The organism is Vibrio sp. YIC-376 (genome assembly GCF_052353105.1).
GTDB lineage: Bacteria > Pseudomonadota > Gammaproteobacteria > Enterobacterales > Vibrionaceae > Vibrio.
In genome coordinates, this window is the sequence record NZ_JBBWFK010000003.1 from 373,224 (window position 1) to 398,583 (window position 25,360).

At 46.3% G+C, this 25,360-nt stretch carries 18 protein-coding genes and 1 riboswitch; of the genes, 7 read left to right on the forward strand and 11 right to left on the reverse strand.

Going from position 1 to position 25,360, the window contains the following annotated elements; genetic code table 11:
- Positions 1–8 precede the first annotated feature (8 nt).
- From WJM94_RS08650 to WJM94_RS08670, 5 genes are read right to left on the reverse strand one after another with little or no spacing between them, the layout of a single operon-like run.
- Positions 9–269 (reverse strand): OmpA family protein, encoded by a 261-nt coding sequence (locus WJM94_RS08650; RefSeq protein WP_444493916.1) that lies wholly within the window; start codon positions 267–269, stop codon positions 9–11.
- 24 nt (positions 270–293) lie between these two features.
- The gene (locus WJM94_RS08655) at positions 294–1,694 is read right to left on the reverse strand and encodes an APC family permease (RefSeq protein ID WP_444493847.1); all 1,401 of its coding nucleotides are present in this window, start codon (positions 1,692–1,694) and stop codon (positions 294–296) included.
- A 52-nt stretch (positions 1,695–1,746) separates the two neighbouring features.
- The gene (locus WJM94_RS08660) at positions 1,747–3,039 is read right to left on the reverse strand and encodes an NAD(P)/FAD-dependent oxidoreductase (protein WP_444493848.1); all 1,293 of its coding nucleotides are present in this window, start codon (positions 3,037–3,039) and stop codon (positions 1,747–1,749) included.
- 36 nt (positions 3,040–3,075) lie between these two features.
- Positions 3,076–3,477: a RidA family protein gene (locus tag WJM94_RS08665; RefSeq protein ID WP_444493849.1), complete on the reverse strand. Its 402-nt coding sequence runs from the start codon at positions 3,475–3,477 to the stop codon at positions 3,076–3,078.
- A gap of 55 nt (positions 3,478–3,532) precedes the next feature.
- Positions 3,533–4,672 (reverse strand): tyramine oxidase subunit B, encoded by a 1,140-nt coding sequence (locus tag WJM94_RS08670; protein ID WP_444493850.1) that lies wholly within the window; start codon positions 4,670–4,672, stop codon positions 3,533–3,535.
- Positions 4,673–4,922: 250 nt separating this feature from the next.
- On the opposite strand from WJM94_RS08670, the gene WJM94_RS08675 reads away from it, so the two are divergent.
- A complete protein-coding gene (locus WJM94_RS08675; protein WP_444493851.1) occupies positions 4,923–5,756 on the forward strand; it encodes a helix-turn-helix domain-containing protein in 834 nt (277 codons plus the stop codon).
- A 145-nt stretch (positions 5,757–5,901) separates the two neighbouring features.
- On the opposite strand, the gene WJM94_RS08680 is transcribed toward WJM94_RS08675, so the two are convergent.
- A complete protein-coding gene (locus WJM94_RS08680; RefSeq protein WP_444493852.1) occupies positions 5,902–6,675 on the reverse strand; it encodes a DeoR family transcriptional regulator in 774 nt (257 codons plus the stop codon).
- Positions 6,676–6,955: 280 nt separating this feature from the next.
- Here WJM94_RS08680 and ltnD point away from each other — a divergent pair, with 280 nt between their 5' ends.
- The 5 genes from ltnD (at position 6,956) to WJM94_RS08705 (ending at position 12,185) form a co-directional block, all read left to right on the forward strand.
- The gene (gene ltnD, locus WJM94_RS08685; protein WP_444493917.1) at positions 6,956–7,855 is read left to right on the forward strand and encodes an L-threonate dehydrogenase; all 900 of its coding nucleotides are present in this window, start codon (positions 6,956–6,958) and stop codon (positions 7,853–7,855) included.
- A gap of 24 nt (positions 7,856–7,879) precedes the next feature.
- Positions 7,880–9,136, forward strand: a complete 1,257-nt coding sequence (otnK, locus tag WJM94_RS08690; RefSeq protein ID WP_444493853.1) for a 3-oxo-tetronate kinase — start codon at positions 7,880–7,882, stop codon at positions 9,134–9,136.
- An 11-nt stretch (positions 9,137–9,147) separates the two neighbouring features.
- Positions 9,148–9,795, forward strand: coding sequence for a 3-oxo-tetronate 4-phosphate decarboxylase (otnC, locus tag WJM94_RS08695; protein ID WP_444493854.1), 648 nt, complete (start codon positions 9,148–9,150; stop codon positions 9,793–9,795).
- On the forward strand, positions 9,795–10,571 hold the full coding sequence (otnI, locus tag WJM94_RS08700; protein ID WP_444493855.1) for a 2-oxo-tetronate isomerase: 777 nt from the start codon (positions 9,795–9,797) through the stop codon (positions 10,569–10,571). Before otnC ends, otnI begins: the two co-directional genes overlap by 1 nt.
- 159 nt (positions 10,572–10,730) lie before the next feature.
- Complete coding sequence (locus WJM94_RS08705; RefSeq protein ID WP_444493856.1) at positions 10,731–12,185, forward strand: GntP family permease; 1,455 nt, start codon at positions 10,731–10,733, stop codon at positions 12,183–12,185.
- Between the two features lie 347 nt (positions 12,186–12,532).
- Here the strand turns inward: WJM94_RS08705 and WJM94_RS08710 are convergent, their stop codons facing one another.
- From WJM94_RS08710 to katG, 3 genes are all read right to left on the reverse strand, one after another.
- Positions 12,533–14,155 (reverse strand): glycoside hydrolase family 32 protein, encoded by a 1,623-nt coding sequence (locus WJM94_RS08710; RefSeq protein ID WP_444493857.1) that lies wholly within the window; start codon positions 14,153–14,155, stop codon positions 12,533–12,535.
- 72 nt (positions 14,156–14,227) lie between these two features.
- Positions 14,228–15,808 carry a glycoside hydrolase family 68 protein gene (locus WJM94_RS08715; protein ID WP_444493858.1) on the reverse strand — a complete coding sequence of 527 codons (1,581 nt, stop codon included), beginning with the start codon at positions 15,806–15,808 and terminating at the stop codon, positions 14,228–14,230.
- 268 nt (positions 15,809–16,076) lie between these two features.
- A riboswitch (cyclic di-GMP riboswitch) is annotated at positions 16,077–16,161 on the reverse strand.
- A 573-nt stretch (positions 16,162–16,734) separates the two neighbouring features.
- Complete coding sequence (katG, locus tag WJM94_RS08720) at positions 16,735–18,906, reverse strand: catalase/peroxidase HPI (RefSeq protein WP_444493859.1); 2,172 nt, start codon at positions 18,904–18,906, stop codon at positions 16,735–16,737.
- 254 nt (positions 18,907–19,160) lie between these two features.
- On the opposite strand from katG, the gene WJM94_RS08725 reads away from it, so the two are divergent.
- Positions 19,161–20,258 carry an AarF/UbiB family protein gene (locus WJM94_RS08725; RefSeq protein ID WP_444493860.1) on the forward strand — a complete coding sequence of 366 codons (1,098 nt, stop codon included), beginning with the start codon at positions 19,161–19,163 and terminating at the stop codon, positions 20,256–20,258.
- 56 nt (positions 20,259–20,314) lie between these two features.
- Here WJM94_RS08725 and WJM94_RS08730 read toward each other — a convergent pair whose 3' ends face one another.
- On the reverse strand, positions 20,315–23,080 hold the full coding sequence (locus WJM94_RS08730; RefSeq protein WP_444493861.1) for a M16 family metallopeptidase: 2,766 nt from the start codon (positions 23,078–23,080) through the stop codon (positions 20,315–20,317).
- Positions 23,081–23,334: 254 nt separating this feature from the next.
- On the reverse strand, positions 23,335–25,353 hold the full coding sequence (locus WJM94_RS08735; RefSeq protein WP_444493862.1) for a polysaccharide lyase 8 family protein: 2,019 nt from the start codon (positions 25,351–25,353) through the stop codon (positions 23,335–23,337).
- Between the last annotated feature and the right edge of the window lie 7 nt (positions 25,354–25,360).

Genomic DNA, 25,360 nt, shown 5'->3' on the forward strand with positions numbered 1-25,360 from the left:
TACTTCTATTAGTTCAACGTGATCTGTACTGAACGTTCAAGCTGAGCGTTATTACCGTTCGTCAGCGGTTGTTGGTCCGAAACACCAGTAGTGTGAACACGTTCAGCATCAATACCTTGATCAATCATGTATTGTTCAACGTATTGTGCACGCTCGCTTGAAACACGTTCATTAGTCAGCGCTGAACCTGTAGAATCCGTGCGACCTACGATTTCTGCGGTTAAATCAGGGTTATTGCGCCCTTTTCTATAGAAGTACTGGTCATATATTTATCGCGTAAGCGTTAGGCGACGCTACTTCATATCTGGTTCAAACAGATTACGCTTCATGTAAAACTTCACCCAAATCGCACTTATCGCTATCACTAAAGCCAAAATTCCACCAGTGATCGTATAGACAAGGGATGTCATTTCAGGAGAAGGCGAGTTGTTCAGCGCAACATAACCCATTCCAACAATGCCTAAGATTTGCGGCACCGGATAGAAAGGCGTTTTATAAGGGCGCTTTTGCTCCGGCATACGTTTACGTAATACGATGACATTAATATGTGCCACCATGTAAGCCAGCAGCCAGCTCGTCGTTGCCGCGATTACTAATACAATCAGTGAATCGATATCGAGGAACAGGAACGGTATGGAAGTGCAGCCAGCCATCACGACGATGCCTACCCATGGAGCGTCAAAACGGTTCAGCGCTTTAAACTGTGGGAAGACCTGATCTTGCATTGCCATACCATGCAACATTCTCGGGATAGAGGCCAAAATAGTATTCACTGTACTGCACGTTGCGGCCAGTGCCATCACGGTGGCAATCACTAGGCCAGCATTGCCAAAGACAGCATTGATGTAATCAAGATACGGGATAGATGAGCCCACTAACGTTTCCACGTTGAGGTAAAGGCTGGCTCCGTATGCAAAAGCGAGAAATATTAGAAAGATCAACAATAAAGAGAGGTGCATAGAACGGGGGATATTCTTGACGGGATTTTTCACTTCTTTGATCATCGGACAGATAAACTCAACACCAACCATCAACCACATCGCCAGAGCAACTAAGCCAATAAAGCTGCCATCAATCACGCCGCCAAAGCTCCAATCCACTGTTGTGCCAGTGAGTTCCGGATGTGGCTCACTCAATCCGGTGATAGCACACAGTCCTACAAGAATGAGTGCGGCTACCAAAATAAAGGCCAGCATGTTCTGAACTCGGGCAAAAACATCCGCACCCACCATGTTTGTCACACTAAGAAGAACGAGAATACCCAGAGGCACCACTTTCTCCGGCAGTACACCAGGTAGTAGCTCGCTCAACATGGCATCCACTAAGAACAACTCAACTGGCAGCGCTAGTACCGACACTACGACATAGCCTGCAAACACAGCGACAATAGCGGGAAAGTGTCCGATCGCTTTTTTTGTGTAGGTAGCAAGTGATCCTTCCTGTGGAAACATCAGAGATAATTCTGCAAAGCTCATTGCATTAAACTGGGCCAAAACAAAGGCAGTGAACATGGCTGCAATGAATGCCATCCCACCAAGGCCGATGCCTTGCGTCGCCGAAATCATGGCCCCCTGAACAATCACCAGGCCGATGCAAATCGCCATCATTGTTCCAAGCCCAATCTTTAACTTTTGATTCTTAGTCGCTGATCCTTCAGCTATATGAATTTTGTTAGTGTTGACTAATTCGTTCATATTTCTATTCCTTAGATTACTTAAATCAAGATACTTATTTAGGTTGGTATAGCTACAATCGCGCAAACCGATAAGGCTTGGGATCGACCAGTGGTGTGTGACCACTCACCAAATCGGCGGCCAACATCCCTGCCGCTGGTCCAGTACCAAACCCGTGACCAGAAAAGCCAGTCGCAATCGTCAGTCCCGGTATGGCATCCAGACTGTCTATAACCGGCTTGGAATCCGGCGTGATATCAATCAGCCCTCCCCACTCTTCGGCTATTTCAGCTTGCTGAAAATCAGGCCAAGCTTTACGTAGATTGCTTAATGCTTCCTGGTTTAAGCCAGAGTTATGATCCGGGTTCATAACGCGAATCTCTTCGAACATTGAAGATTTATTGCGTGACCAGCGTTTTGACGCTTTAAGATCGTCAATGAAATGTCGCCCAACCGAAATTCGTAGCGCATCGCGCTGTTGTTTGAGCTGACCCAAATAGCGGTGACCAATCAAAAAGTGGTCTAGCGTCAGGCGAGCTTCAATTGCTCCACGCTGCATGATGACAAAGCCGCCATCTAAGTGTTTACGAAATGAAAAATTAGGTCCTGCAACCGCGATGTCCGTTGGACCATCCATCGGCTTAGAACGCATCACAGAGCAAATCAATGGTAAAGAAGGTAAAGAGACACCATGATGACTCAAAAACGCTTTAGACCACGCACCTCCTGCAAGGAGTACTTGCTCACAACGAATCTCACCCTTTTCAGTAACCACGCCACTTACTTTTCCACCGGACAGCGACAAGTTACGTACTGCGCAGTTCTGAACAATCACAGCGCCTTTTTCTATCGCCGCTTTCGCCATCGCACTGGTGGCGATTGAAGGTTCTGCTCTACCGTCCGATGGCGTGTATATGCCACCCAGCCACTTCCCTTCTCCTCCCGGCACCATCGCTTTGATATCGTCAGCGCTCAGTAATCTTGAGTCCAGAGATAGCGACTTAACTGAATCAAGCCAGGATTCATAGGCGCCCATCTGCTTTTCATTATCCGCCAGGAACATGATGCCGCTTTGCTTATAATCCACATCACGATTAATTCGCTTTGCCATTCCCGCCCACAATTGATCAGAAGCAAGAGCCAGAGGAATATCCTCCGCGTGACGATTGGTTTTTCGGATCCAGCCTAAATTACGCGAAGACTGTTCTGCGCCGACAAAACCCTTTTCAATCACAACGACAGGAATGTTCCTCTCTGCTAACGTGAGCGCCGCATTAATGCCTACAATGCCGCCACCGATAATGACGACACTGGTCGACACAGGTAGCTCGTTAGGCGTCTCTACGAATTCGAGTGTTTTTACCATCTCTATGTCCCTTAAATATGATAAGAATCTGCTTTGCTAACCGATGATCCGTTTTTCGGTTTCGCTATTGGAAGCTCCTCGGTATGCGGTCACCTCCAGCTCAACTTTATAGATGCTAGAGCCGAGCGGAGGACAAGTGACGGTAGTCGCAGGATCGATACCTTTGAACTTGCTGCCGATATACTCCATCACGGCACTGACATCTTCCGGGTTTTGAATAAAGACCTTAGACGTCACGACATCAGCCAAGCTGGCATCCACAGCAGCCAGTGCCCGCTCTATGTTTAGAAATACCTGTTCAGTTTGCTCGAAGACATCGTCCGGCATTTCGTTGGTTTCCGGGTTTCGTCCTGCAGTATTGGAGACAAATATCCAGTTATCTACCGTCACTACACGTGAGTAACTTGCTATCTCTTCGAATCGGGAGCCGGTTTTCACCTTGATGATTTTTGCCATGATTTATTTTTCCTTTGTTCTTGTTATGTAATTCGGTTTAGCTAAGTACCGGTTCATCCCACAGATTCAGCGAGACACCGATGCCTTTCTCAACGGCGTTGCGGTAAATTTTAGTTGCCCACGCCACGTCTTCGACCGGCATTCCACCGACTGACATCACAATGATTTCTTCATCATTTTTACGTCCCGGAGTAACGCCTGCGACGATGTCACCCAGATCTTCCAGTTCGCTTGCAGACAACTCACCAGCATCAATCATGTCCATAAAACGCATACCAACCAGAGGGATGATGTTATGTGTAGGTTTAGGCACTTCTTCAAACCACGCCTGATATAACCCTTTGTTATCCAGCACTTTACGAACATCGGATTTTTCCATGCCTTTATCAAGACGACAGCTTGCTGGCATCGCAAGGAATGCACCCGGTTTTACCCATTCGCGCTTAACTTCAGGATAAGTAGAAGGATCTCCGGTCTCTCCGGAGTTACAGTAAGTCACCAAATCCGAGCCACGAACCGCCTCTTCGACGGTATCGACAATCTGTACATTAGTAACTTGAGGGTAAGAAGCCGCAAGCCAAGTCATAAAGCTGTCCAGGCTCTTTGTGCCACGGCCTTTAATTTTGATGGTGTCGACTTGCGGGCAGGCAGCGATGAACGCAGCGACGGTCGTTTTACCCATTACACCCGGGCCAAGCAAACCAATCACCTTGGCATCTTTTCTCGCTAGATGGCGTGCGCCCACACCCGGTACTGCACCGGTTCGATACGCTGAAAGCAAGTTTGCCGACATGTACGCCAGTGGCGCGCTGGTTTCAATGTCATTGAGAATAAACATCAGAATCGAGCGAGGAAGACCTTTCTCTCGGTTGGCGATATTTGACCCATACCATTTCACGCCACAGGTCTGGAAATCACCGCCCAGATAAGCAGGCATCGCCATCAATCGTCGGTCTGCCGTTGGTTTTGGCATCATAGGGAAAGGTGACTCATCTGGAAATGTCACCATCGCGCCGTGCGAATCGTTATTCGCTCCCGCCATTCGATAGTCACCTTTCTGGAGCAGTGAGAACATCTCCTCCATCGTGTCTACACAGCCAGGCATATCCGTTACGCCCGCTTTAATCATGTCCTGCTCTGAAAGGTAGATAAAATCAATTTTAGTGCTGTCTGACATAACGCCACCTATATCCATATAGTTTGTAGTTTGCTGCTTCATGCATTAATCAATGCGCTCCGGAAATCCGCCATTTGTGAATCAGGATGTTTCCGTCTTGAGCCATTGCTTTCGATACTATTGGGCGTTTTGCTCGGCGTATTGAATTTTTGCGACATTGGGGATCAGGAGGGCTATCAGAAAAATATGGCACCTTGCTTGCTTTACTTGCTGAGTTAGCGGCTTATCGCAGAGCAGTGAGGAGAGTTGGATGGTGGCTTCATCAATGATGTTCAATATTTCAGGGATTCACTCAAAACAACCTTGGTTTGTATTGAGTTCAGAGCAATTTCTAACTCGACTCTCAACCAATAATCCCGAAGTATCACACTTCTACAGCTTTATCGCCGGCCGCTCAGAGTACCCAACCACTGCCATTCCGGATGGGTGTATTGATATCGTCTTTGACTGTGATGCCGACACCTCTGGCGCTTTAGTCTGTGGAACGAGAGTAGAGGCTTCTTCGGTTTTATTTGAACGGGGTCATCGCTACTTCGGCGTGCGATTTACCCCAGGAGTTAAACCAGATTTTCTGCAAGCCTCAGCTAGTGAACTCACCAACAAAGAATATTGCTTACAAGACGTTATGCCCCACTCCAATGAGCTGATTGATTACGTTTTAGAAGCAAAAGATTTTTCAAAACAGGTCGACGCGGTAAGCCAGTTTCTCAACACGAAAAGCCCACGAAACTCGACTAATGTGACCCAGCAAGTTGTCGCTAAAATCTGTCTACACAAAGGAAATATTCAAGTTCAGGAATTAGAGAGATTTTCGGGATATACCAGCCGAACTTTGCAACGTATGTTCAAAAATGACATTGGACTGACGCCGAAAGGATTTAGCCGTGCAATTCGTTGTCAATCAGCGATTTACGATATTAATCACTGTGAAAAGCTGACATTTTCTGATCTGGCTTCAACTCTGGGGTTCAGCGACCAACCGCACTTCCTGCGTGAGTTTAAAAAGTTAGTTAATGTCACTCCGCTGGAGTATCAAAACAGAGTGAAAGAAAAGACATATCTGGAACGAATTCATTGCTATTAAAAGCACCGTAATGGTGCACATTGCTCTATAGTTGTACCCATATCCTAGGAATTTCCTTCCTTGCTTTGCCACACTTGACGGTATCGAGCTAATCAATAATCCGTATTCGGCTGAGCTCTTGAGGCTTAACACAAGAGCTCGTTCATTACTGGCGGCTAATTAACTTATCAAGAACGGTTAAACCTTTTTCCATAAGCTCGACTTTAACGACTTGTGATAGGTTTTGATCGGTGATGATGCCATCAAACTCCTCAATATCTAACGCATGGAAACTACCAACACGACCATATTTGGTAGAATCCGAAATCAGATAGTTTGTTTGAGCGGCTTTTGCAATGGCTTTTTTTACCCACACTTTTCCCTCATTAGGTGTGGACAATCCTTTTAAACTCCAGGAAGAAGAAGAGATAAAGGCAATATCAATGTTCATCCCCGCGAGGAACTCGGCAACCTTACCGCCGACACTTGATTGGTTTTCACGGTCAACCTTTCCACCCGTATGGTATAACTCACATTGACTGTGGGTCATCAGATAAGCAGCTATCGAAAAGTCATTGGTGATGACCAACAGATCGTCTCGGTCGACGATTTGATGAGCAATGCTTAACGCCGTCGTGCCAGCATCCAGATATACGGTGGCCTCTTTATCGATTAACGTTGCAGCGATTTGAGCAATATGAGCTTTTTCATCCGCCTGTTGTTCCACCTTAGCATCGTGTGACAGTTCACTATGCAATACCTGAGCAAGCTGCACCCCTCCAGATACAGAGATCACTTTCCCTGAAGACTCTAGCTTTACAATATCGCGACGAATCGTCATATGTGACACACCAAGATGCTCTGTTAAATCAGAGATACTGAGGACTTCCTGGTGTGACAAAAGGGACAAAATTGTTCTTTGGCGTTCTGCTGGAATCATTATTTCACTTCAACTTCTTGTTTTTCTGGATCCTACCAAGCTTTATTCAACTTGTGAATATCTGTGAACATATGTTGCTTTCACAATACCAAAGATGTGAACTCACTCAAAACAACGGTATTTCAACACTTATAACGACAGAAATATCATTTAAATGTTAACTTTTGTTAAAAATGTGACTTAGGACGAAGTCCAGATGTTAACCTTCACATATAATCACAACAACGAAACAAGAATTAACAAAATTCAGTTCAATATTTACCAAGAAGGCATTGTTACTATGAGTGAAGTTCAATCTGTCGGTGTGATCGGTTTAGGCTCAATGGGTATGGGCGCAGCAAAATCTTGTGTGCGTGCGGGCCTTGATGTTTACGGTTTTGATTTAAACCCTCAAGCTCTTGCAGAGCTAGCAGAATTTGGCGCAAAGGCGGTTTCAACGAATGCGGTAGAGTTTGCAGACAAGCTGGATTCAGTTCTGGTCCTTGTCGTTAATGCACAACAAGTAAACACCGTTTTGTTTAAGACAGGTCTTGCAGCTTCATTAAAACCAAACACGCCAGTCATGGTCTCAGCAACCATTTCTGCTGATGCTGCCAAGCAAATAGAAGCAAAACTTGCAGAGCACAACCTGGTCATGCTGGACGCGCCAGTATCTGGTGGCGCAGTGAAAGCGGCTGCAGGTGAGATGACCATCATGGCATCGGGTGCTCAAAGTACATTTGATGCACTTGATCCTGTTCTCAAAGCAACTGCAGCAAAAGTTTACAACATCGGTGAAGCGATTGGTCTTGGCGCGACGGTGAAGATCATCCACCAACTGTTAGCAGGTGTTCACATTGCTGCCGGTGCAGAAGCAATGGCTCTCGCAGCTCGCGCAAATATCCCTCTTGATCTTATGTACGATGTGGTAACAAACGCTGCAGGTAACTCTTGGATGTTTGAGAACCGTATGAAGCATGTGGTTGATGGCGATTACTCACCAAAATCAATGGTCGACATCTTTGTTAAGGATCTCAACCTTGTGTCAGATACAGCGAAAGATCTTAAGTTTCCTCTGGCGCTTTCTAGTGCAGCACTGAACATGTTTGTCAGCGCGAGCAACGCAGGTTTTGGTCAGGAAGACGACAGTGCGGTAATTAAAATTTTTGATGGCATCACGTTGCCAGGCGTAGATAAGTAAGCGCAGTAAGGTGGAGAAGTAATTATGTTATTAGGCGTTATCGCAGATGACTTTACAGGCGCAACTGACATTGCAGGTTTTCTGGTTGAAAACGGCATGCGCACTGTGCAATTAAACGGAATCCCAACAACAGAGATTGACGTAAACGCAGACGCGGTTGTGATCAGTCTGAAGTCTCGCTCTTGCCCTGTCGATGAAGCAATCAAAGACTCCGTCGCTGCACTTCAGTGGCTGCAAGGACAAGGCTGTCAGCAGTTCTACTTCAAGTACTGCTCAACGTTTGACAGTACATCTGAAGGCAATATCGGTCCTGTGACCGACGCTTTACTAGCCGAGCTCGGTGAAGACTTCACGATTGTTTGCCCTGCTCTGCCAGTAAATGGTCGCACGGTTTACAACGGACATTTATTTGTGTTCGAGGAACTGCTAAGTGACTCAGGCATGCGCAATCATCCAGTGACACCGATGACTGATTCAAGCTTGATCCGCATGATGAATGCTCAATCAAAAGGTACAACCGGCTTGGTTAACTTCCAAACGATTGAACAAGGTGCAGAGGCCGTCACTCAGCGTTTTACTGAACTCAAAGAGCAAGGTCATCGTTACGCTGTAGTCGATGCGTTCAACGCCCAGCATCTGGTTACGCTGGGACAAGCGGCTAAATCGCTAAAACTTATTACTGGTGGTTCAGGTCTGGCAGCGGGGCTTGCTAAAAACTGGGCTGTACAGCTCGAAGATCAGAGCAATGCCAAACAAGAAGGTAAACCGGCGAAAGCACCAACGGTCGTATTTTCTGGTTCGTGCTCTGTGATGACCAATCAACAAGTTTCGGTTTACAAGCAGCAAGCACCCCACTTTGCAATCGATGTTGAGACGTGCCTGACAGAAGAGGATTACTCGGATGTCGTATTTGATTGGGTAATGACAAACATCGAAAGCGAGCTTGCTCCTTTAGTCTACGCAACGGCAGACGCGAGCACGCTAAAAGAGATTCAATCGAAATACGGCGCTCAGGCTTCAAGCCATGCTGTGGAACAGTTCTTCAGTAAATTAGCCATCAAGCTTCAATCAAATGGCGTGAAGAACTTCATTGTTGCAGGCGGTGAAACCTCTGGTGTCGTGACTCAGAGCCTTAAAGTGAAAGGCTTCCACATTGGCCCTCAGATCGCACCTGGTGTGCCTTGGGTTAAGTCGGTAGAAGGTGAACTTTCTCTGGCACTTAAATCTGGCAACTTTGGCGATGAAAACTTTTTCGCTAAAGCACAGTCCTTCTTTGCATGAGTGAGGTACGAATGAGCAACAATTCGAAGACGGAGCAAGAGCTTCGGGAACAAATGGTAACACTGGCGCGTTCTATGTTTGAGCGCGGCTATGCCACCGGTGGTGCGGGCAACCTTTCGATAAAACTAGAAAATGGTCACTTTCTGGCAACACCGACCGGCTCTTCATTTGGCCGCCTTGTGGCAGAAGAGTTATCAGTAGTGGATATCGATGGGAATCACATCTCAGGTAAGAAGCCTTCAAAAGAAGTGGCTTTCCATCTGGCAATTTACCGCAACAACTCTGAGTGCAATGCAATTGTGCACCTGCACTCTACTTACTTAACCGCGCTATCTTGTCTGGAAGGGTTGGATCGTGAGAACGCGATAAAAGCGTTTACTCCATATTATGTTATGCGTATCGGAGAACTACCCGTTATCCCTTACCTTCGCCCTGGCGACCCACAGATTGCAGAGGAACTGTCACAACGAGCAAGCGATTACCGCGCATTCTTACTGGCGAATCATGGCCCGGTCGTGACCGGCACTGACTTTGAAGATGCGGTGGATAATGCAGAAGAGCTCGAAGAAACAGCGAAACTGGCGTTCATTCTTAAAGACAAAAAAATTCGTTACCTAACGGATGCAGAGGTCCAAGACCTAAAAGGGAGAGGTAAATAATGGCTAAATTTGCAGCAAATCTCACTCTGTTGTTTACAGAAGTACCATTTCTGGAACGTTTTGAAAAAGCACACCAGGCTGGTTTTAAAGCAGTGGAATACCTTTTCCCTTACGCATACGAGCCACAGGAACTGGCAGACAAAATGCAGCAATTTGGTTTCGAACAAGCCCTGTTCAACATGCCTCCTGGTGACTGGGATGCTGGCGAAAAAGGCTTTGCTGCAATCCCTGGCCGCGAAGATGAGTTTAAAGCCAGTGTAGACACAGCGTTAATGTATGCCGACAAGCTGAATTGCAAAAAGGTACACGCGATGTCAGGCATCGTTGATAAGCAATTTACTCGTGAGCAACATGTAGAAACTTTTATCGCTAACATTCGCTATGCCGCAGACAAATTTGCCGAGTACGGCATTGAGCTGATGCTTGAACCTTTGAATAGCCGCGATGTTCCGAACTATTTCATTGCTCATCAGCGTGATGCGGTTGAGTTAATTAAGCAGGTCGACCGACCAAATGTGAAGCTGCAACTGGACCTTTACCACGCACAAATTATGGATGGTGATTTAAGCACCCTTATCCGTGAGGTTGCGCCGTACACGGGCCATATTCAAATCGCTTCAGTACCAGAAAGACATGAACCTTCAGAAGGAGAGCTGAACTACCCTCACCTGTTCAATGTGCTAGATGACTCAGGTTACCAAGGTTGGATTGGTTGTGAATACAACCCAAGAAATACCACAGAGCAAGGACTCGATTGGGTCAAGCCGTACCTATAACTGATGAAGATGTAACAAGCGCTTTGCTCAACAAAGCTAGATGAAATATAAAGCCTATTTAATCAATTAGATTAAATGTCATTAATAACAATAAGTGCTGTGGGTATCGCTTGATTGCCCACTAGCACAAACCCTACACACGAGACAAAGGAAACAAAAATGGACGGAGCATTAATAGGAATTGTGATTGGCATCGTTGCCATGATGGGGATGATCGTAAAAACGCGTATCCCAGTAGCACTCGCAATGGTTATTGCCAGTATCATCATGGGCCTGTTTGCAGGAATGGCCCCAACGGAGCTCATTGACGCGATCAAAGCTGGCTTCGGCGGCGTTCTGGGCGGTATCGGCCTAATCATCGCATTTGGCGTTATCATGGGTGCGTGTTTTGAACGCTCTGGCGCTGCGGTTCGCATGGCGAAAACCTTCGTAAAACTTTGTGGCAAAGGTCGTGAGGATCTCGCGCTTGGTTTCACCGGCGTACTCGTGGCAATCCCTGTATTCTGTGACTCTGCGTACATCATTTTGCACTCTCTTGTCCGCGCAATTTCACGTGATACGGGTAAATCAGCGGTTGGCTTAGGCGTAACGCTTGCTCTAGGTCTGCTGATCACTCACGCACTTGTTCCGCCAACACCAGGCCCAGTTGCTGTTGCTGGTATTCTTGGCGTAGACCTTGGTGAATACATGCTTTGGGGTCTGATGGTATCAGTCCCGATGATGCTGCTATCTATGATTTATATTCGCCGTGTAGGTAATGAATACTACCGTGTACCAAATGGTGAATCTTGGATCACAACTCAAGCAGATTGGGCAAACCTTGAAAAAGTAAAAGCGACGAATGACAAAGAACTACCTGGTAACTTCTTATCGTTCGGTCCTATCCTGATCCCTATCGCACTTATCCTAATCAACACGTTGGTTGGCAAAGGTGATTCAGCACTACACGTGGTTCTTTCTCTGCTGGGTAACCCTGTGGTTGCGGTTGGTCTAGGTGTTCTAATGGCGCTTTATGGTCTGACTCGTAAGATTGACCGTAAAGATATGGTTGGTTCAATGGATGATGCGTTATCTACAACAGGCTTAATCCTTGTAGTAACAGGTTGTGGTGGCGCAATGGGTGCAGTACTAAAAGCGTCTGGTGCTGGTCCACAGGTTGCTGAAGCTATCGCAAGCAGCGGTATTCCACCACTACTAGTTCCATTGGCAATTGCATCTATGCTTCGCCTGATTCAAGGTTCTGCGACAGCCTCTATGATGGTGGCAGCAACTATGACTCTGCCTCTTGTAGAAACTCTAGGTCTGGACCCAATTTTCGTTGCACTAGCGTGTGCTGTAGGCCCTGTTGGCTTCTCTCACCTGAATGACTCTTACTTCCACATCATCAACCGTACGCTAGGTATCACTGAACTGGCGGATCAATTGAAGATTTGGACTGTATCGTCAACTGTCGCATGGGCGGTCGGTGCATCAATTGTTATGCTACTGAACTTAGTTTTTGGTCAAGGTGGTACCTTCATCGACCCACTAGTACCAATCGCTGTACTTGTCGCGGTTATCATTGCGGTGAAAGTCAAAAGCGGCAAAACAAGCTCAGTTGAATCCGTAGCTTAATCAAAAAGTCATCGATAAATAAAGAGGCTCATATTGCAGTCAGCAGTATGAGCCTTTTTGTTATTATGATGAAATATTCTCTGCGCGATCTTTACCTTCCCCCAAGGGTAACCATTATCCTTATGGCTACTTATCTCAGTCATATAGAGGACACATCATGAGCTGCTGTAATAAGCCCCCACGTGGTGGTAGTAATGATCTTGGATTAATGATGAAGTTTTTTCTGGTTATGCTGGCTGTCATTCTTGCTTTAGCCTTAATTGCAGGCATGTTTTAGTTACTCTGAAGACAAGAGTGATGAAATCAATGGCAAGTAACCACTCCTTTTAGCCTGCCAAATTAAACACTTATTTCGACGATACCTCACCACTGTAACGTTGCACCGGTGCGACCTTGAGTGGCGTAAGTTTTAGGTTATGGAGTACGCTGTTGCCTCCAACGGATACCGCCGTAAGCTCATTGGTATCCTGAACGCCAAATATCAGATTAGAAAGTGATATCTCTCCATCGTTAACGAAGACCTCTACGGAGAGCGTATCGACAATGATGTCTAGTTTTACGACACCGTCGCGTGCACGAACTACCGCTTTACGTTCCTCACGGTATAAATCAGGCATCAAGCTTGCTATTGCATCCCTATCACGTCTGATAAACACGGTTTTGTCTTCGAAGTTATATCCAACGATGGCGTAATGACCATCCTTTCCCTTGAGATGCAATTGGAACTCGCTAGCATCGGAGTGCACGTCAAGGTCGACGTTAAGGCGGTAAGCGTCAGATGTCGGCTTAGGGAAATCTGTCCCCGATGACTCTAATACTTCGAGTGTCGAGCGAGTATAAGCTTCACCTTCAAGTCCGGCTATTGCCTCAATCGGCTGGGAAAAAAGGACTGGTTTTCCGCCTACAGAATGCAGTTTTATTTGACGAACAATAGAATCAGCGGCGCCATGCCATGCTTTAGTTGGCAACTGGTTGGCATAGCCCCAATTGTTGAGCCAGCCAATCACGTAGCGAGATTCGAGACGCTGTTTAGCCCCTGAGTTGGGATCTTCCCACGATACCATCGCATAGAAATCAGCACCGGCATCAAGCCACTGCGGTTCTTCGCTTTCTGGTATAAAGCGTTTTCCATCCCAACTTCCGATCCAATAAGCCGTACCCGTCGTTTTTCCTTTTCTAAAACCATTCGCTCCGGACGCAAGTATCCATCGAATATCACTAGGATCGCCATCAAGCGAGAGTGGAAAAAGATCAGGACACTCTAGAAGACCGAGGTCATCACGTTGGAAGTCGGATTGATGCGTCCAGTGCTTCAAATCTGGGGACGAATAAAAGCCGATTTTGTTCCCCTCAGCAAGCGCCATGAGCCATTGACTGTGCTCTTTATCCCAAATGACCTTTGGATCCCGCCAATGTTCAGCCCCTGGGTTATCCATGATTGGGTTATCGTCATACTCTTTAAAGTGGTACCCACCATCGGTTGAAACAAAGAGTGACTGACGCTGTACACCTTCGTGTTGCTGAGTCGCAATAGCAATAACCGCTCCGGTACCAAAGCCAGCCGTATTGTTGGCGTCAACTACGGCGCTACCAGTTTGAATATCGCCAAGGCCGTTTTTATATTTGTGGATAGCCACACCATGTTCCTGCCAGTGGACGAGGTCTTTTGATGTCATGTGATACCACGCAGTCCCGTTCCCATTTGGGTAGTCCGCGTTATAGAGATAGTAGAAATGCCAGATACCATCGATAAATAAAGGACGCTGAGGATCGTTCATCCAGTGTCTGTTGGGGGTAATATGTATCGCCGGTCGATAAGGTGACCACTCTGTAGGACGAGTAAACGGTGACAAGCTTGCAGACGCCAGTTCATCACCAGAAGGTGAGTGGCTGACAGTAAACAAAGCAACTAAAACGCAGGCAGCAGTGACAGCTCTTATGTTCGTCAGTGATTTCAATTTAAAGCGCATAATCCTTCTTATTATCATAGAGGGGCGGAATACCCGCCCCTCTGATTTATGAAACGTAGAACTTCACGAACTCTATTTGAGTGTTTTCTCGATCACGCCGCTCGGATTAACGTTTAAATTTGCCGGGATATCTGCCCAACCACCCAATCCATCCGTTCCGTAAGAGTAATCGACCTCTGATGTGTCTCCATTAATCAGGACTTTCACCGTTGGTGCCAAAGTGCCCCCGCGTCGGAAGTTTTCTTTAACTCCGACAGTATCGATGAATGATTGAATCAACCCATCAGGCATCACATAGTGTGAATAAGACTGGAAGTGGCCTGCTGGCTGGTTATAGTCTGGATCGTAAGGTGTTCCTGGGTAGAAGTTCAGGTTCGTTGGGTTACCAAGCACTAACCCTGATCCTTGGTTCAGTGGCTGGTAATCACTACGGATACCATCGCCTACAAAGCCATACACCCCTTCAGGACCAGTAATACCATTTGCAAAAGTCGTACTGTGGCTGATAGTGAATAGGTAGTATTTACCATCTTTCTGATAGATTTGAGGACGTTCGGTCTGGTCAGTAACACAGTTTGCCGAAAGGATCGGTGGTAAAAACTCCCACTCAGTAAGATCATCATTCGTCGCTCGCGCTAAACCAACATTACCGATCTGGAAAGTCGCTCCCGATGCATTCACTTCTCTCACCGTTTCAGCATAAGGGTCACCATCCTGATACCCCAGATCTTCCTCGGTACACTTCGCCGAGCCCCTTTCCATGGCTGAGTTACCCTCAAAGACCATAAAGGTTTCACCTGGGTGAGCAGGATCTTCAAAGGTGAATGGGTCACGGAAGTTAAAGTAAGGGTTCTGTTCAGCCGTCTGGTAGTATGTACCGTCTGCTTCCAGAAGATTAATCACCTTATCGAATCCAGTGAACTTCACGCCATTTTTATTCGCGTGTATCTTACCTACACTGAGTGCAATACGTGGATCATATGGCTTGATGTCATTGCCCTCTGAGTCACGATAGAACGCCACATCAGTAAAGAAAAGCTTGACCTCACCACCCGGAAAAATTCGAGCAGAGCCAGACCACTGAGTCTGATGACTGTATGACTGGTCCTCAAAAATTTGTCCGGTGACGCCTTCATCAAAAACAAGCCCACCATAAGTCCAGCCGCCGTTTTCAGGGCGCTCTTCCGCTGGAATGCCCGCAGGACGATAGAAGTAGCCGATCTTCGCAAAGACGTGGCGATCATCAAATCCGAGACTGCGATCCGCAACAAGAGAAAAAATAACCTCCTGCCCGTTAATACTGTATTGGTTAGCGTCCGCGTCAGTTAGTGGCCATGAGTCCCATACCCAGACCTGTTCATTGGACATGTCAGGAAAATCCTGCGGTACATTCGGCATCGTGTACTCTTGTGGCATTGAGTTCTCACGCGATCCTGCCATTGGGTCAGACATACGCTTGAGTTGGCGAGCATCAGCTCTGGTCCACTTAGCTGTGAAGTTACTCTCTGGTGCGAAGGCTTCTTGAGTGTGTACAGTAGGCTCAGGTCCCGGTTGAAGCTGATTTGCAAAAGCGAACTGGCTCACTCCTGCCGTTGCTGTACCCATTAACATCCCTAAAATAGGAACTCCCGCTTTAAATTTTTTAGAACGCATTTTACTTACCTTTGATAATAAATAATTTCAAATATCCATGTTCTAGAAGTGGTTAACCCTCAGAAATGTCACGAACTAACAACGTCAAAATCCATTCTATACAGTCTCAAAATATCGAAATCTTCGGTAACGTTCCCGAAAGCAGGTAAAACTTAACCCTTCACTTCCAAATCACCGTTAAAAACGACTGGATATGTCCGTGAACGAGAACATCAAAGCAAAAACTTGGTATTGCGATACGAATAAATTTAATTAGTCGGCATACAAAACTGGCGGTCCCGCTATCATAGGAAATTTCCGTTAGATCGGAGACTTTGCGTCACCCCCTTTCGGAGGTTTTGCCTTTGTCAGTCAAGCAACCGCCCGCAAAGGAGATATGATTAACTGGCGGTGGACAAGCCTTTTCTGTCCACGCGAAAAATCATAACAACAGAAAATGACATTTCAAGGACAACAACCATAAGCATATAAAACTCTGACAATAGCCAGGCATCAGTGAGCTTTTATTTATGAATTGGCGTACCTAACAAGGCCTTACTGAAACTGATGTGGATCCGGTTACAATAAATTTCTTAAGATAAATTTATGCATCCTTTCTAACCATTTAATTTATTAACTAAAAATTGTCATTTCCATGACAATAAATAAATTATAAATCAAATTCGATGGTTTTTTATACATAGATACACTTTTACACTTCCGTCACCAAGAATAAAAAGGGAACGTTACCAATTACTCAGTAAGAGGATTCAAGGTAAGATTAAGCGATACTTATCTGCCGTTACGATTTCCATTCAAGCAACTTTATACGGGTAGAAAATATCTGCCATGTATATACAAAAAGAAAAAAAACCAGCAGATTAGCTGCTGGTTTTTTGAACACACACTGGTTAGCTCAGAGCATGTACGAGAGTTTATTTAGATAGTTAAACTAGGTCGAATCTGTCAGCGTTCATCACTTTCGTCCAGGCAGTGATGAAGTCTTTCACAAACTTCTCTTGGTTATCATCCTGAGCATAAACCTCAGCGTAAGAACGCAAGATAGAGTTTGAACCAAACACCAGATCAGCACGTGTTGCGGTGTACTTCACTTCGCCAGTTTTACGATCACAAATATCATAAGAGTTGCGGCCTGTTGGTTTCCAAGTGTAAGCCATGTCGGTTAGATTGACGAAGAAGTCATTCGTTAATACACCAATTCGGTCAGTGAATACCCCGTGTTTGCTACCACCATAGTTCGTGCCGAGTACACGCATACCACCGATAAGAACCGTCATTTCTGGTGCTGTTAAACCAAGTAGTTGCGCGCGGTCCAGTAACATCTCTTCCGGCGTAACGATGTAGTGCGTCTTCTGCCAGTTACGGAAACCATCAGCTAGCGGCTCAAGTACGTCGAATGACTCCGCGTCAGTTTGCTCTGCTGTCGCATCACCACGGCCAGCCGAAAATGGCACCTCAAAGTCGAAGCCTGCTGCTTTCACTGCTTGTTCAATACCGACGCTACCACCCAGAACAATGGTGTCTGCAACGCTGATACCAAATTCTTCAGCCAATTTGGTAAGTTCAGCCAGTACTCGCTCTAGGCGTTCTGGTTCGTTACCTTCCCAAGCATTTTGAGGAGCCAAACGGATTCGCCCACCATTTGCGCCGCCACGAAGATCAGAACGACGGAATGTACGAGCGCTATCCCATGCCGTAGCAACCAAATCAGAAATACCTAGACCAGCCGCAGCAATCTTAGCTTTCACTGCTGCTACATCGTATCCAGTGGTGCCCGTTGGAATAGGATCTTGCCAGATTAAGTCTTCAGCCGGAACATCAGGACCAACGTAGCGAGACTTAGGCCCTAAATCACGGTGAGTAAGTTTGAACCATGCGCGAGCGAATACTTCGTTAAAATAAGCCGGATCTTGGTAGAAACGCTCTGAAATCTTACGGTATTCAGGGTCTACTTTTAGCGCCATATCAGCGTCCGTCATCATTGGGTTGTAACGGATTGAAGGATCTTCTACGTCGACAGGCTTATCTTCTTCTGCAATTTCTACTGGCTCATATTGCCAAGCACCTGCTGGGCTCTTTGTCAGCTTCCATTCGTGCTCCAGCAGCATTTTGAAGAAGCCGTTATCCCATTGTGTTGGGTGCGTTGTCCAAGCACCTTCAATCCCACTGGTCACAGTATCACGACCGATTCCACGAGACTTATGGTTATTCCAGCCAAGACCTTGCTCTTCGATATCAGCGGCTTCTGGCTCTGGACCCAGTTCTGCCGCATCACCGTTACCATGCGCTTTACCCACGGTATGACCACCAGCGGTTAACGCAACAGTCTCTTCATCATTCATCGCCATGCGAGCAAAGGTGACGCGCATATCTGCTGCTGTTTTTAGCGGATCTGGATTGCCATCGACACCTTCTGGATTAACGTAAATCAAGCCCATCATCACTGCAGCCAGAGGGTTCTCAAGATCACGATCACCAGAGTAACGGCTACCTTCGCCACCTGACGGAGCTAACCACTCTTTCTCCGCCCCCCAGTACGTGTCTTTTTCGGGATGCCAGATGTCTTCACGACCGAAAGCAAAACCAAAGGTTTTCAGACCCATTGATTCGTACGCCATATTACCGGCCAGAATCATTAAGTCAGCCCAGCTGATTTTATTGCCGTATTTTTTCTTGATTGGCCACAGTAAGCGGCGTGCTTTATCCAGATTACCGTTATCAGGCCAGGAGTTTAGAGGAGCAAAGCGCAGGTTACCGGTAGACGCACCGCCTCGACCATCAGCAGTACGATAACTACCTGCCGAGTGCCACGCCATACGAATCATCAAACCACCGTAGTGACCCCAGTCGGCTGGCCACCACTCTTGGCTATCTGTCATCAGTGCTTTGAGATCATTTTTCAACACTTCTACATCAAGCGCTTTCAACGCTTCACGATAGTTGAAGTTTTCTCCCAGTGGGTTCGTTTTTTTATCGTGCTGATGAAGAATGTCCAGATTTAGAGCATTCGGCCACCAATCCATAACAGTAGAACCCATTGATGTCATACCGCCATGCATCACTGGGCACTTCCCTGCAGAATGGTTATCTTTACTCATAAAGTTCTCCTTAAAGAGATATGTATCTTTCTGAAAGTGAATATCATTTACCCTCAAGCTAACATAGGTCTAAAAGCAGTTTTCAATCCTTTATCTCTTTAGCCATTATTTAAGAACGATACGACAAGCAGGCCAGAAAAATACTACAGGCAATCGTACGCCTTGAAACTCAGCCTTATCTTTATGAATTAAGGAGGATTCACAACAATTTGCTATTGATAAAATAACCAATGTATAAAAAGATGGATTTCAATATGGACCAACGCCAAAATCAGCAGCTTCAATTTGAACAGAGCGGGGAAAATCTCATCGTCGGGAATATCGCCGATTGCCCGATATCTCCGCAACAACTGGCATTAACGACGAGTGAGTCTCCTTATGTGATCGAAGCTTTTCAAAGTGGGCTGACGGCTGAGGTGTTTCGGGTTCGGTTTGACGGGAAAGACTACACGCTAAAGAAGAAGCGCCCAGAGGCAAAGGTCAAAAACATCAATGGCCAGCTTTCGTTTCTCAATGAAGTGCAACGTCGCTCTGATTTGCAAAAACAGAAAGATTGTCCCGACAAATCCCACGACTTCGCCTGTATTGTTCCGACGGTCTACGCGGATTACCGCTTAGGTATCATTCTGTCCAAATGGATTGAAGGCAAGCCAGTTAGTTCCGTTTCCTCTTCATTGCTTTACCAACTATTTTCTACCTTGTCCGCCTGCGAAAAAATTGGCCTGTTCGAATGGGATTTATGCGCCGGAAACTTGCTCGTGGATGATGACTACAAACTGTGGTTGTTCGACTTCGGCTACATGTACCCATTCGATCCGTTAACAGAGCTCAATAGCGACAGTCTTAACGCACCTATCTTTCAATTCTGTGAGCGCTTCGAAACCCGATTCCTTTCTGGATGGTTGTTAGAACATAATTGCTCTCAGAAAGAGTCATTGGCAGTGTTTAAAAACGTAAAGCACGAAGCTCTGAAAATCCTCTTCGAACAGTGTGAGTGGCTACGCAAAAACAAGGCAAGTGAAGCTGTCATCCATGCTAAAGAAGGACAACTTTTCAAATATCAGGCTGCCTTGCAGAGCGAGCAGCAGCTAGAGAAATTGTTTATTGTTGAGATGTTCCGTTCTCATGTTCTGGATATTGAGGATGACATTGATGGCAAGAGCTGCACGACAAGCACGTTAAAACGTGTGGACACCGTTCTTGAGATGATAAACGATCATTATGACTTCCTCCGCGAACAGGGAGCACTTTTCTATCACAATGAAGGGAAAACAAAACCAGAGCTGATCGACGCCTATCGAGAAAAACTTGCTCTGGTGAGGAAGTATCAACTCGATAAACGTCATCCCTAGTCAAAGATCGCTTGCCTAGGTTTCCAATTTAGACCTTATGACTAAGCCACTACACATTAAAGTGGATTTAGAATGATCGTCGTACGTTTTGCTCGCGGCCCAAATACCGAGCGTGCGCGAGACTGAACTTCTTCCAGAGTGACACTTCTGGCCGATTTTTCAACGTTCAGCAAGACATCTAAGCCGTAATCATGCACCAGATAGCGGCCATAAGCCCAAGCTCTTTGGCTCGGCTTATCTTCCATTCCCTGCATGGCGACCATCAATTGTTGCGCCGCAATATCGACCTCTTCTTGAGTAATGTTTTCTGCCAAGTGATCAAAAATTGTATTGAGCTGACGGTCCATCATTGCCACATCTTTTGGATTTACCTGGGATTCAAAGATCCAATCCGAAACTCGCTCACGATCTTGTATCATCGGGTAAATACTCGGGTTGTAATCCAGACTCAACTCTTCACGTAATTGGTCCAGAATGCGTGCCGTACTGATACGCTGCAGGATATCGACTATCATGGTATCCCTCCCACTTTGGGCATCATCGTTGGCGTTGGTCAATCGCTGTAAGTAAAGTGAAGACGGTTCGTGGCCGTCTGTCATGACGGAGCGACTCGGAGCATCTGGGTTCAATGCCACATGGTAATCAATTGGCTCGCCGGGGCTCATTTCGATAGACGCAACATACTTGCGTAAAAGTGGCGTAAGTTGCTCTGGCTCCACATCGGCTACAATCACCATTTTGAAACCATCATTGAACTTAAATAAACGGTTGTGAACAGCCAGTATCTGTTCCGGTGTTACATTATCAACTCCGTTACTGCCTAAGATGCGGTGACGACTATCAGGCTGATAAGCGTTGACGTTCGCTTCCTGAATCAACTTACCCGTCGGTGATTCAAAAAAGGCACGACGTTGCTGTTTAAACTCTTGCTTCACCGCAGCCAGTTGGCGTTCATCGACTTTTATCTCTGTAGCGAGGTTATACATTGCATTCAATGCATTTTCTAAACGCGTTTTTTGCGTGGTCATTTTGACGCCGTGACTAGTGGTATCCAGCATTGGGACAAGAGCAATGTTATTTGCGCGTAAGTAACCATCCAGCTCCGCCCCTGAAAACGCCCCTAACCCGCTTCTTACTGTTGCCATCGTAGCGATTTCAAACGCCGGATATAGCGATTTATCCAGTGCGGCTTTGCCTCCTTGGCTGGCAAAATACAGGTAAGCCCGGCCTCCGGCTTTATGATCTTGTTGGAACCACACGTCTACACCATTGGAAAGCGTGTAGACCTCAAAACCTCCAGACTCTTTGCGCGAGCTTATAATGCTGCCTTCCTCAACTGGCTGAAGGAATCCATCAGACGCAATATAGCCCTGTGACTCAGAGTCCAAAGCAGAAGGCTTTTGTCCCGGCTGGAAATAAGCCGAGTTCAACGCTGAAAAAGCACCGGCAAACTGGGTGCGCGTTTCACTTTTACCCATGCCAATAGAAAAACTCGGCGCTTGGGACAAGAGCTCTGCAAGTTGAGCATTTATACGGTCTAAAGTGGTAATGTCGAGAAATGAGGCCAAACTCTGTGCGTAACTCTCTTTTGACTGGCCGGCGCTGTTTTGCTCTAACTGAAATACCCGTGATTCTGCATAGCTGTTTGGTTTGCGTTTACTCCAGTCGGAGTCCAGATTCGCCAATTCACCTTGCCAGTTCGCCATGATGCTGTCTAATTCCGTTTGGGTAACACCATAATCACGCAGCGAAGATAACGTGCTGATAAACAGTGTGTGCATCTGTTCACGTCGCTCTGGCGCAAACGAGATACCAGCAGACATCATACGGTGATAGTTAGAATAGTATGGCTGGGCATACGCGTACTGAAACGGAACTGCAGCGTCGTTAAGATTCGCAATCAAACGTTGCTGGATTAATTGTCCTGCCACTTCATCCAGCCATTCCAAATGTTGCTGCTCTATGGTTTGACGACCGATAGATCCCCGCTCAATGACAAGATGCAAACTTGGTGACTCAATGGAGTTACTAGGTAAGATTTCGTTTTTGGTGTTCACCCGAATATCGCGACGCTTTTTGACCACGTCGTCAGACGTACTGTCCCAACTGGAAAACGTCTTGTTAATTATTTTCGAGAGCGAGTCGACATCCACATTGCCTGCAATGATCAATTCAGCATATTGTGGCTGATACCACTTTTCATAAAAGCTTTTGAGCCCTGTTGATGTCGCATTTTCAATCGAGTCTCGTGTACCAATTGGATCATGCTTCCCATAAGGTGTGCCTTCAATTGAAGCTTGATAAGCATTGAGAGCAAAAGGCTTATCATCCGGATTTGTGCGTCGCCATTCCCCTAAGATTACGCCTTTTTCTTTTTCGACTTGGGCAGGCGAAAACGTCAAACCATCCCCAATGTCCCGCATCCAGATTAACGCTTCTTGCAATTTACTTTGGTTCGCGAGATCTAATTTGTACCCCGTTTGCTGATAGGTAGTGAACGCGTTGATATCCGCCCCAAAACTTCCGCCGGACTGTTCAAACAATTTAATCACTTCGTTACCAGAAAAATGGTTGCTGCCATTAAAAGCCATATGCTCGACAAAGTGCGCATAGCCTTTTTGGTCGGCTTGCTCCTGAAACGACCCAATGTTCATCACCATACGGACTGAGATCTCTTGATCTTGTGTCGGGTAGATATGGTATTTCATTCCATTCGAAAGCTGTTCAACATGCCAGTTGGCATCATCCTGAATCGGAGTGGAATGAGGGGTAACCGCGCAACCTGACAGCAGTAACGCCGAGATTAACCAAATACTGCGCATAGCAATGATCCAAAATTATGTCTATGAAACTCAATATATCCCTCGCAGCATCACTTCACACGGGTTATCCGCTCTGCGACCCAATTTCGTGCTCCAGCTCGCACTTGATATTTAGCATCGCGACCGCTTCTACACTTTCAAAGAGAGTCTTTCTATATGGGTTTGAATTGCTCCCATCACTTGAAGGTAGGAAGTACTAACTAACAGTGAAACCCTCAGTTTTATTTAGCCAGCAACCTGCGAGTTGGATAAAATTAATCAATATTTAAGTGGAAAACGAAGCTTTCTCCCAGGCGATCAGGATGATCTAAAGTCTCAATCTCCATGTGATGGCTCTTGCCTTTTCGATTCATCACTAACTTGATTCTCTCCCCTCTTCCTGGCGTAGAGATTGCCAACTGAAAGCCCGTATATTTTCTCTCACAAAGCAATAAACACGGCGTGTCGACCTCAAGAGTATACCCCCTTTCTGTATCGGTTCCCGGTATTTCAATATGGCCCGCTCTGCGAAAAACACAGCCAATATTGTCCCGATAAACCACCGCCTGAAGTACCGGACTGTTAGCCAATACCTTAATATAAGGCTGAGCCACATACCGTTTTGTCTCCGACAATGAAGCTCCAGGTAAAAGTGTATATTCATAACAGGCATTTTGGGGTTGGAGGCCATGGTCAATCGACAAGCTAAACACCCTTCCACTCATTGTTTCCTCATTTAAGTGAGCATTTATTCGCTGCCAACAGCCGTGTTGAATATGAGTATGTAAGTGAGCATTCACATCACCGAGAACATAACCTACGTTGGCATGATGAAGCCAATTTTTGGCTTTAACTATCGTAGACTCCACTTTCAGATCTGCACCATTTACACAGACAGGGAAATAGTGGTGACACTGGTTAATGGTGGTCATGACCGGTTGTGGGTGCTCAGAACAAATGCCAGTACCGAGAGCAACAATCGCCCCATCATAAAAGAACCAGGATTTCAGTCCTTGGGTTTGCTTCACATCTAACTCGAAACTGGAGATCCCCCAACGGCCATTGCTGACACCACCAGTCCAATCAGTTTGTTGCTCGATTTGTCCCCATTCATGTGCAGGCATGGCAATTTGTGGACACGTCACGCCCGGAATCTTAGCCCAGTCCCAATAAGAATAGATATCGTGGTACTCGCTACCTGTCACACTAATATTCATACTGCCAAACCCCAACCAAAAACCCAGAAGGTTCTCCTGATTGCCAGTTTCAATCGGTTTGATGCGACGAGAGTTGGCTTTCACAGACACCGCGAATTTGTTATTGGCCATAACTGAGTAGTCAGAACGCCAGAAGTGCTTAAACCCAGCAAAAGGATATTCATGCCCCTGAAGATGCTCGAGATGGCTTTGAAGCTGAAGGCGATAATCAGGGAACAAAGCAAGCAGCATCTTAGCTTGAGTCATCAGCATTATTCGGCAGTGAGGTTTTTCCAAATCAGGTTTGGCGATAGCCCGGCCGCAGGCGTTGTAGTCCCAGCGTCCTGTCCGGGTCATCCACACCGAGCCTTGTAGATAGTAATCCAATAACAAACGTTGTTGCTCTGATGAAAAACGGAACCGAGTCTCCGCACAAACATAGGCCCAGGGTAGTGCGACATTGAGAAATGACTCCCCGTATCCCCCATTTTGTAATTGCGGCCCATGCTGGTGATAAGAGAAATCAACCTGTATTCCCTCTTCCTGAGTAATAGCGATCGTTTCTGCTATCGCTTTTATCGCCTTGGCAAAGAGGGTTTCATCGCTTTCTAACAATCCACGATATGCCACTCCATTGGCAAGATCGACGCGATTAGCGCCTGTCATCGAAACTTTATTGGGCAGATCTTCTATCAGTTTTTTCCTTAACGCCTGACTAAACCCGTCATTGAACAACAACGCGATTGGCCCCTGAAATCGTTGCTTACCGATTTGATTCCACCACCAGTTCCAGTTCGTTAGATTGCTTTGATACCAATACTCCAAAGCCTGCTCTGCAATAGAACGAGCCTTTAAACAACGCTGATGATTATATTGGCAAGCGAGAACCAGCACGCGCTGCAAATAAGTGTGTATGACTTGTCCATCGTGCACAGCATCCGCCAAATGGATATCTGGCCAACCGGAATGAGGAGAGAAAGTGGCTTGCCACTGCGCTATTTGCTGTTGCCAGACCTGCTGTGTTTGAAGAGACAATTGCTGTTCAACAATTGTTTGTGACACCTTACGTCGAATCTGCATCAATTGTTGTGAATCCATGATGCAC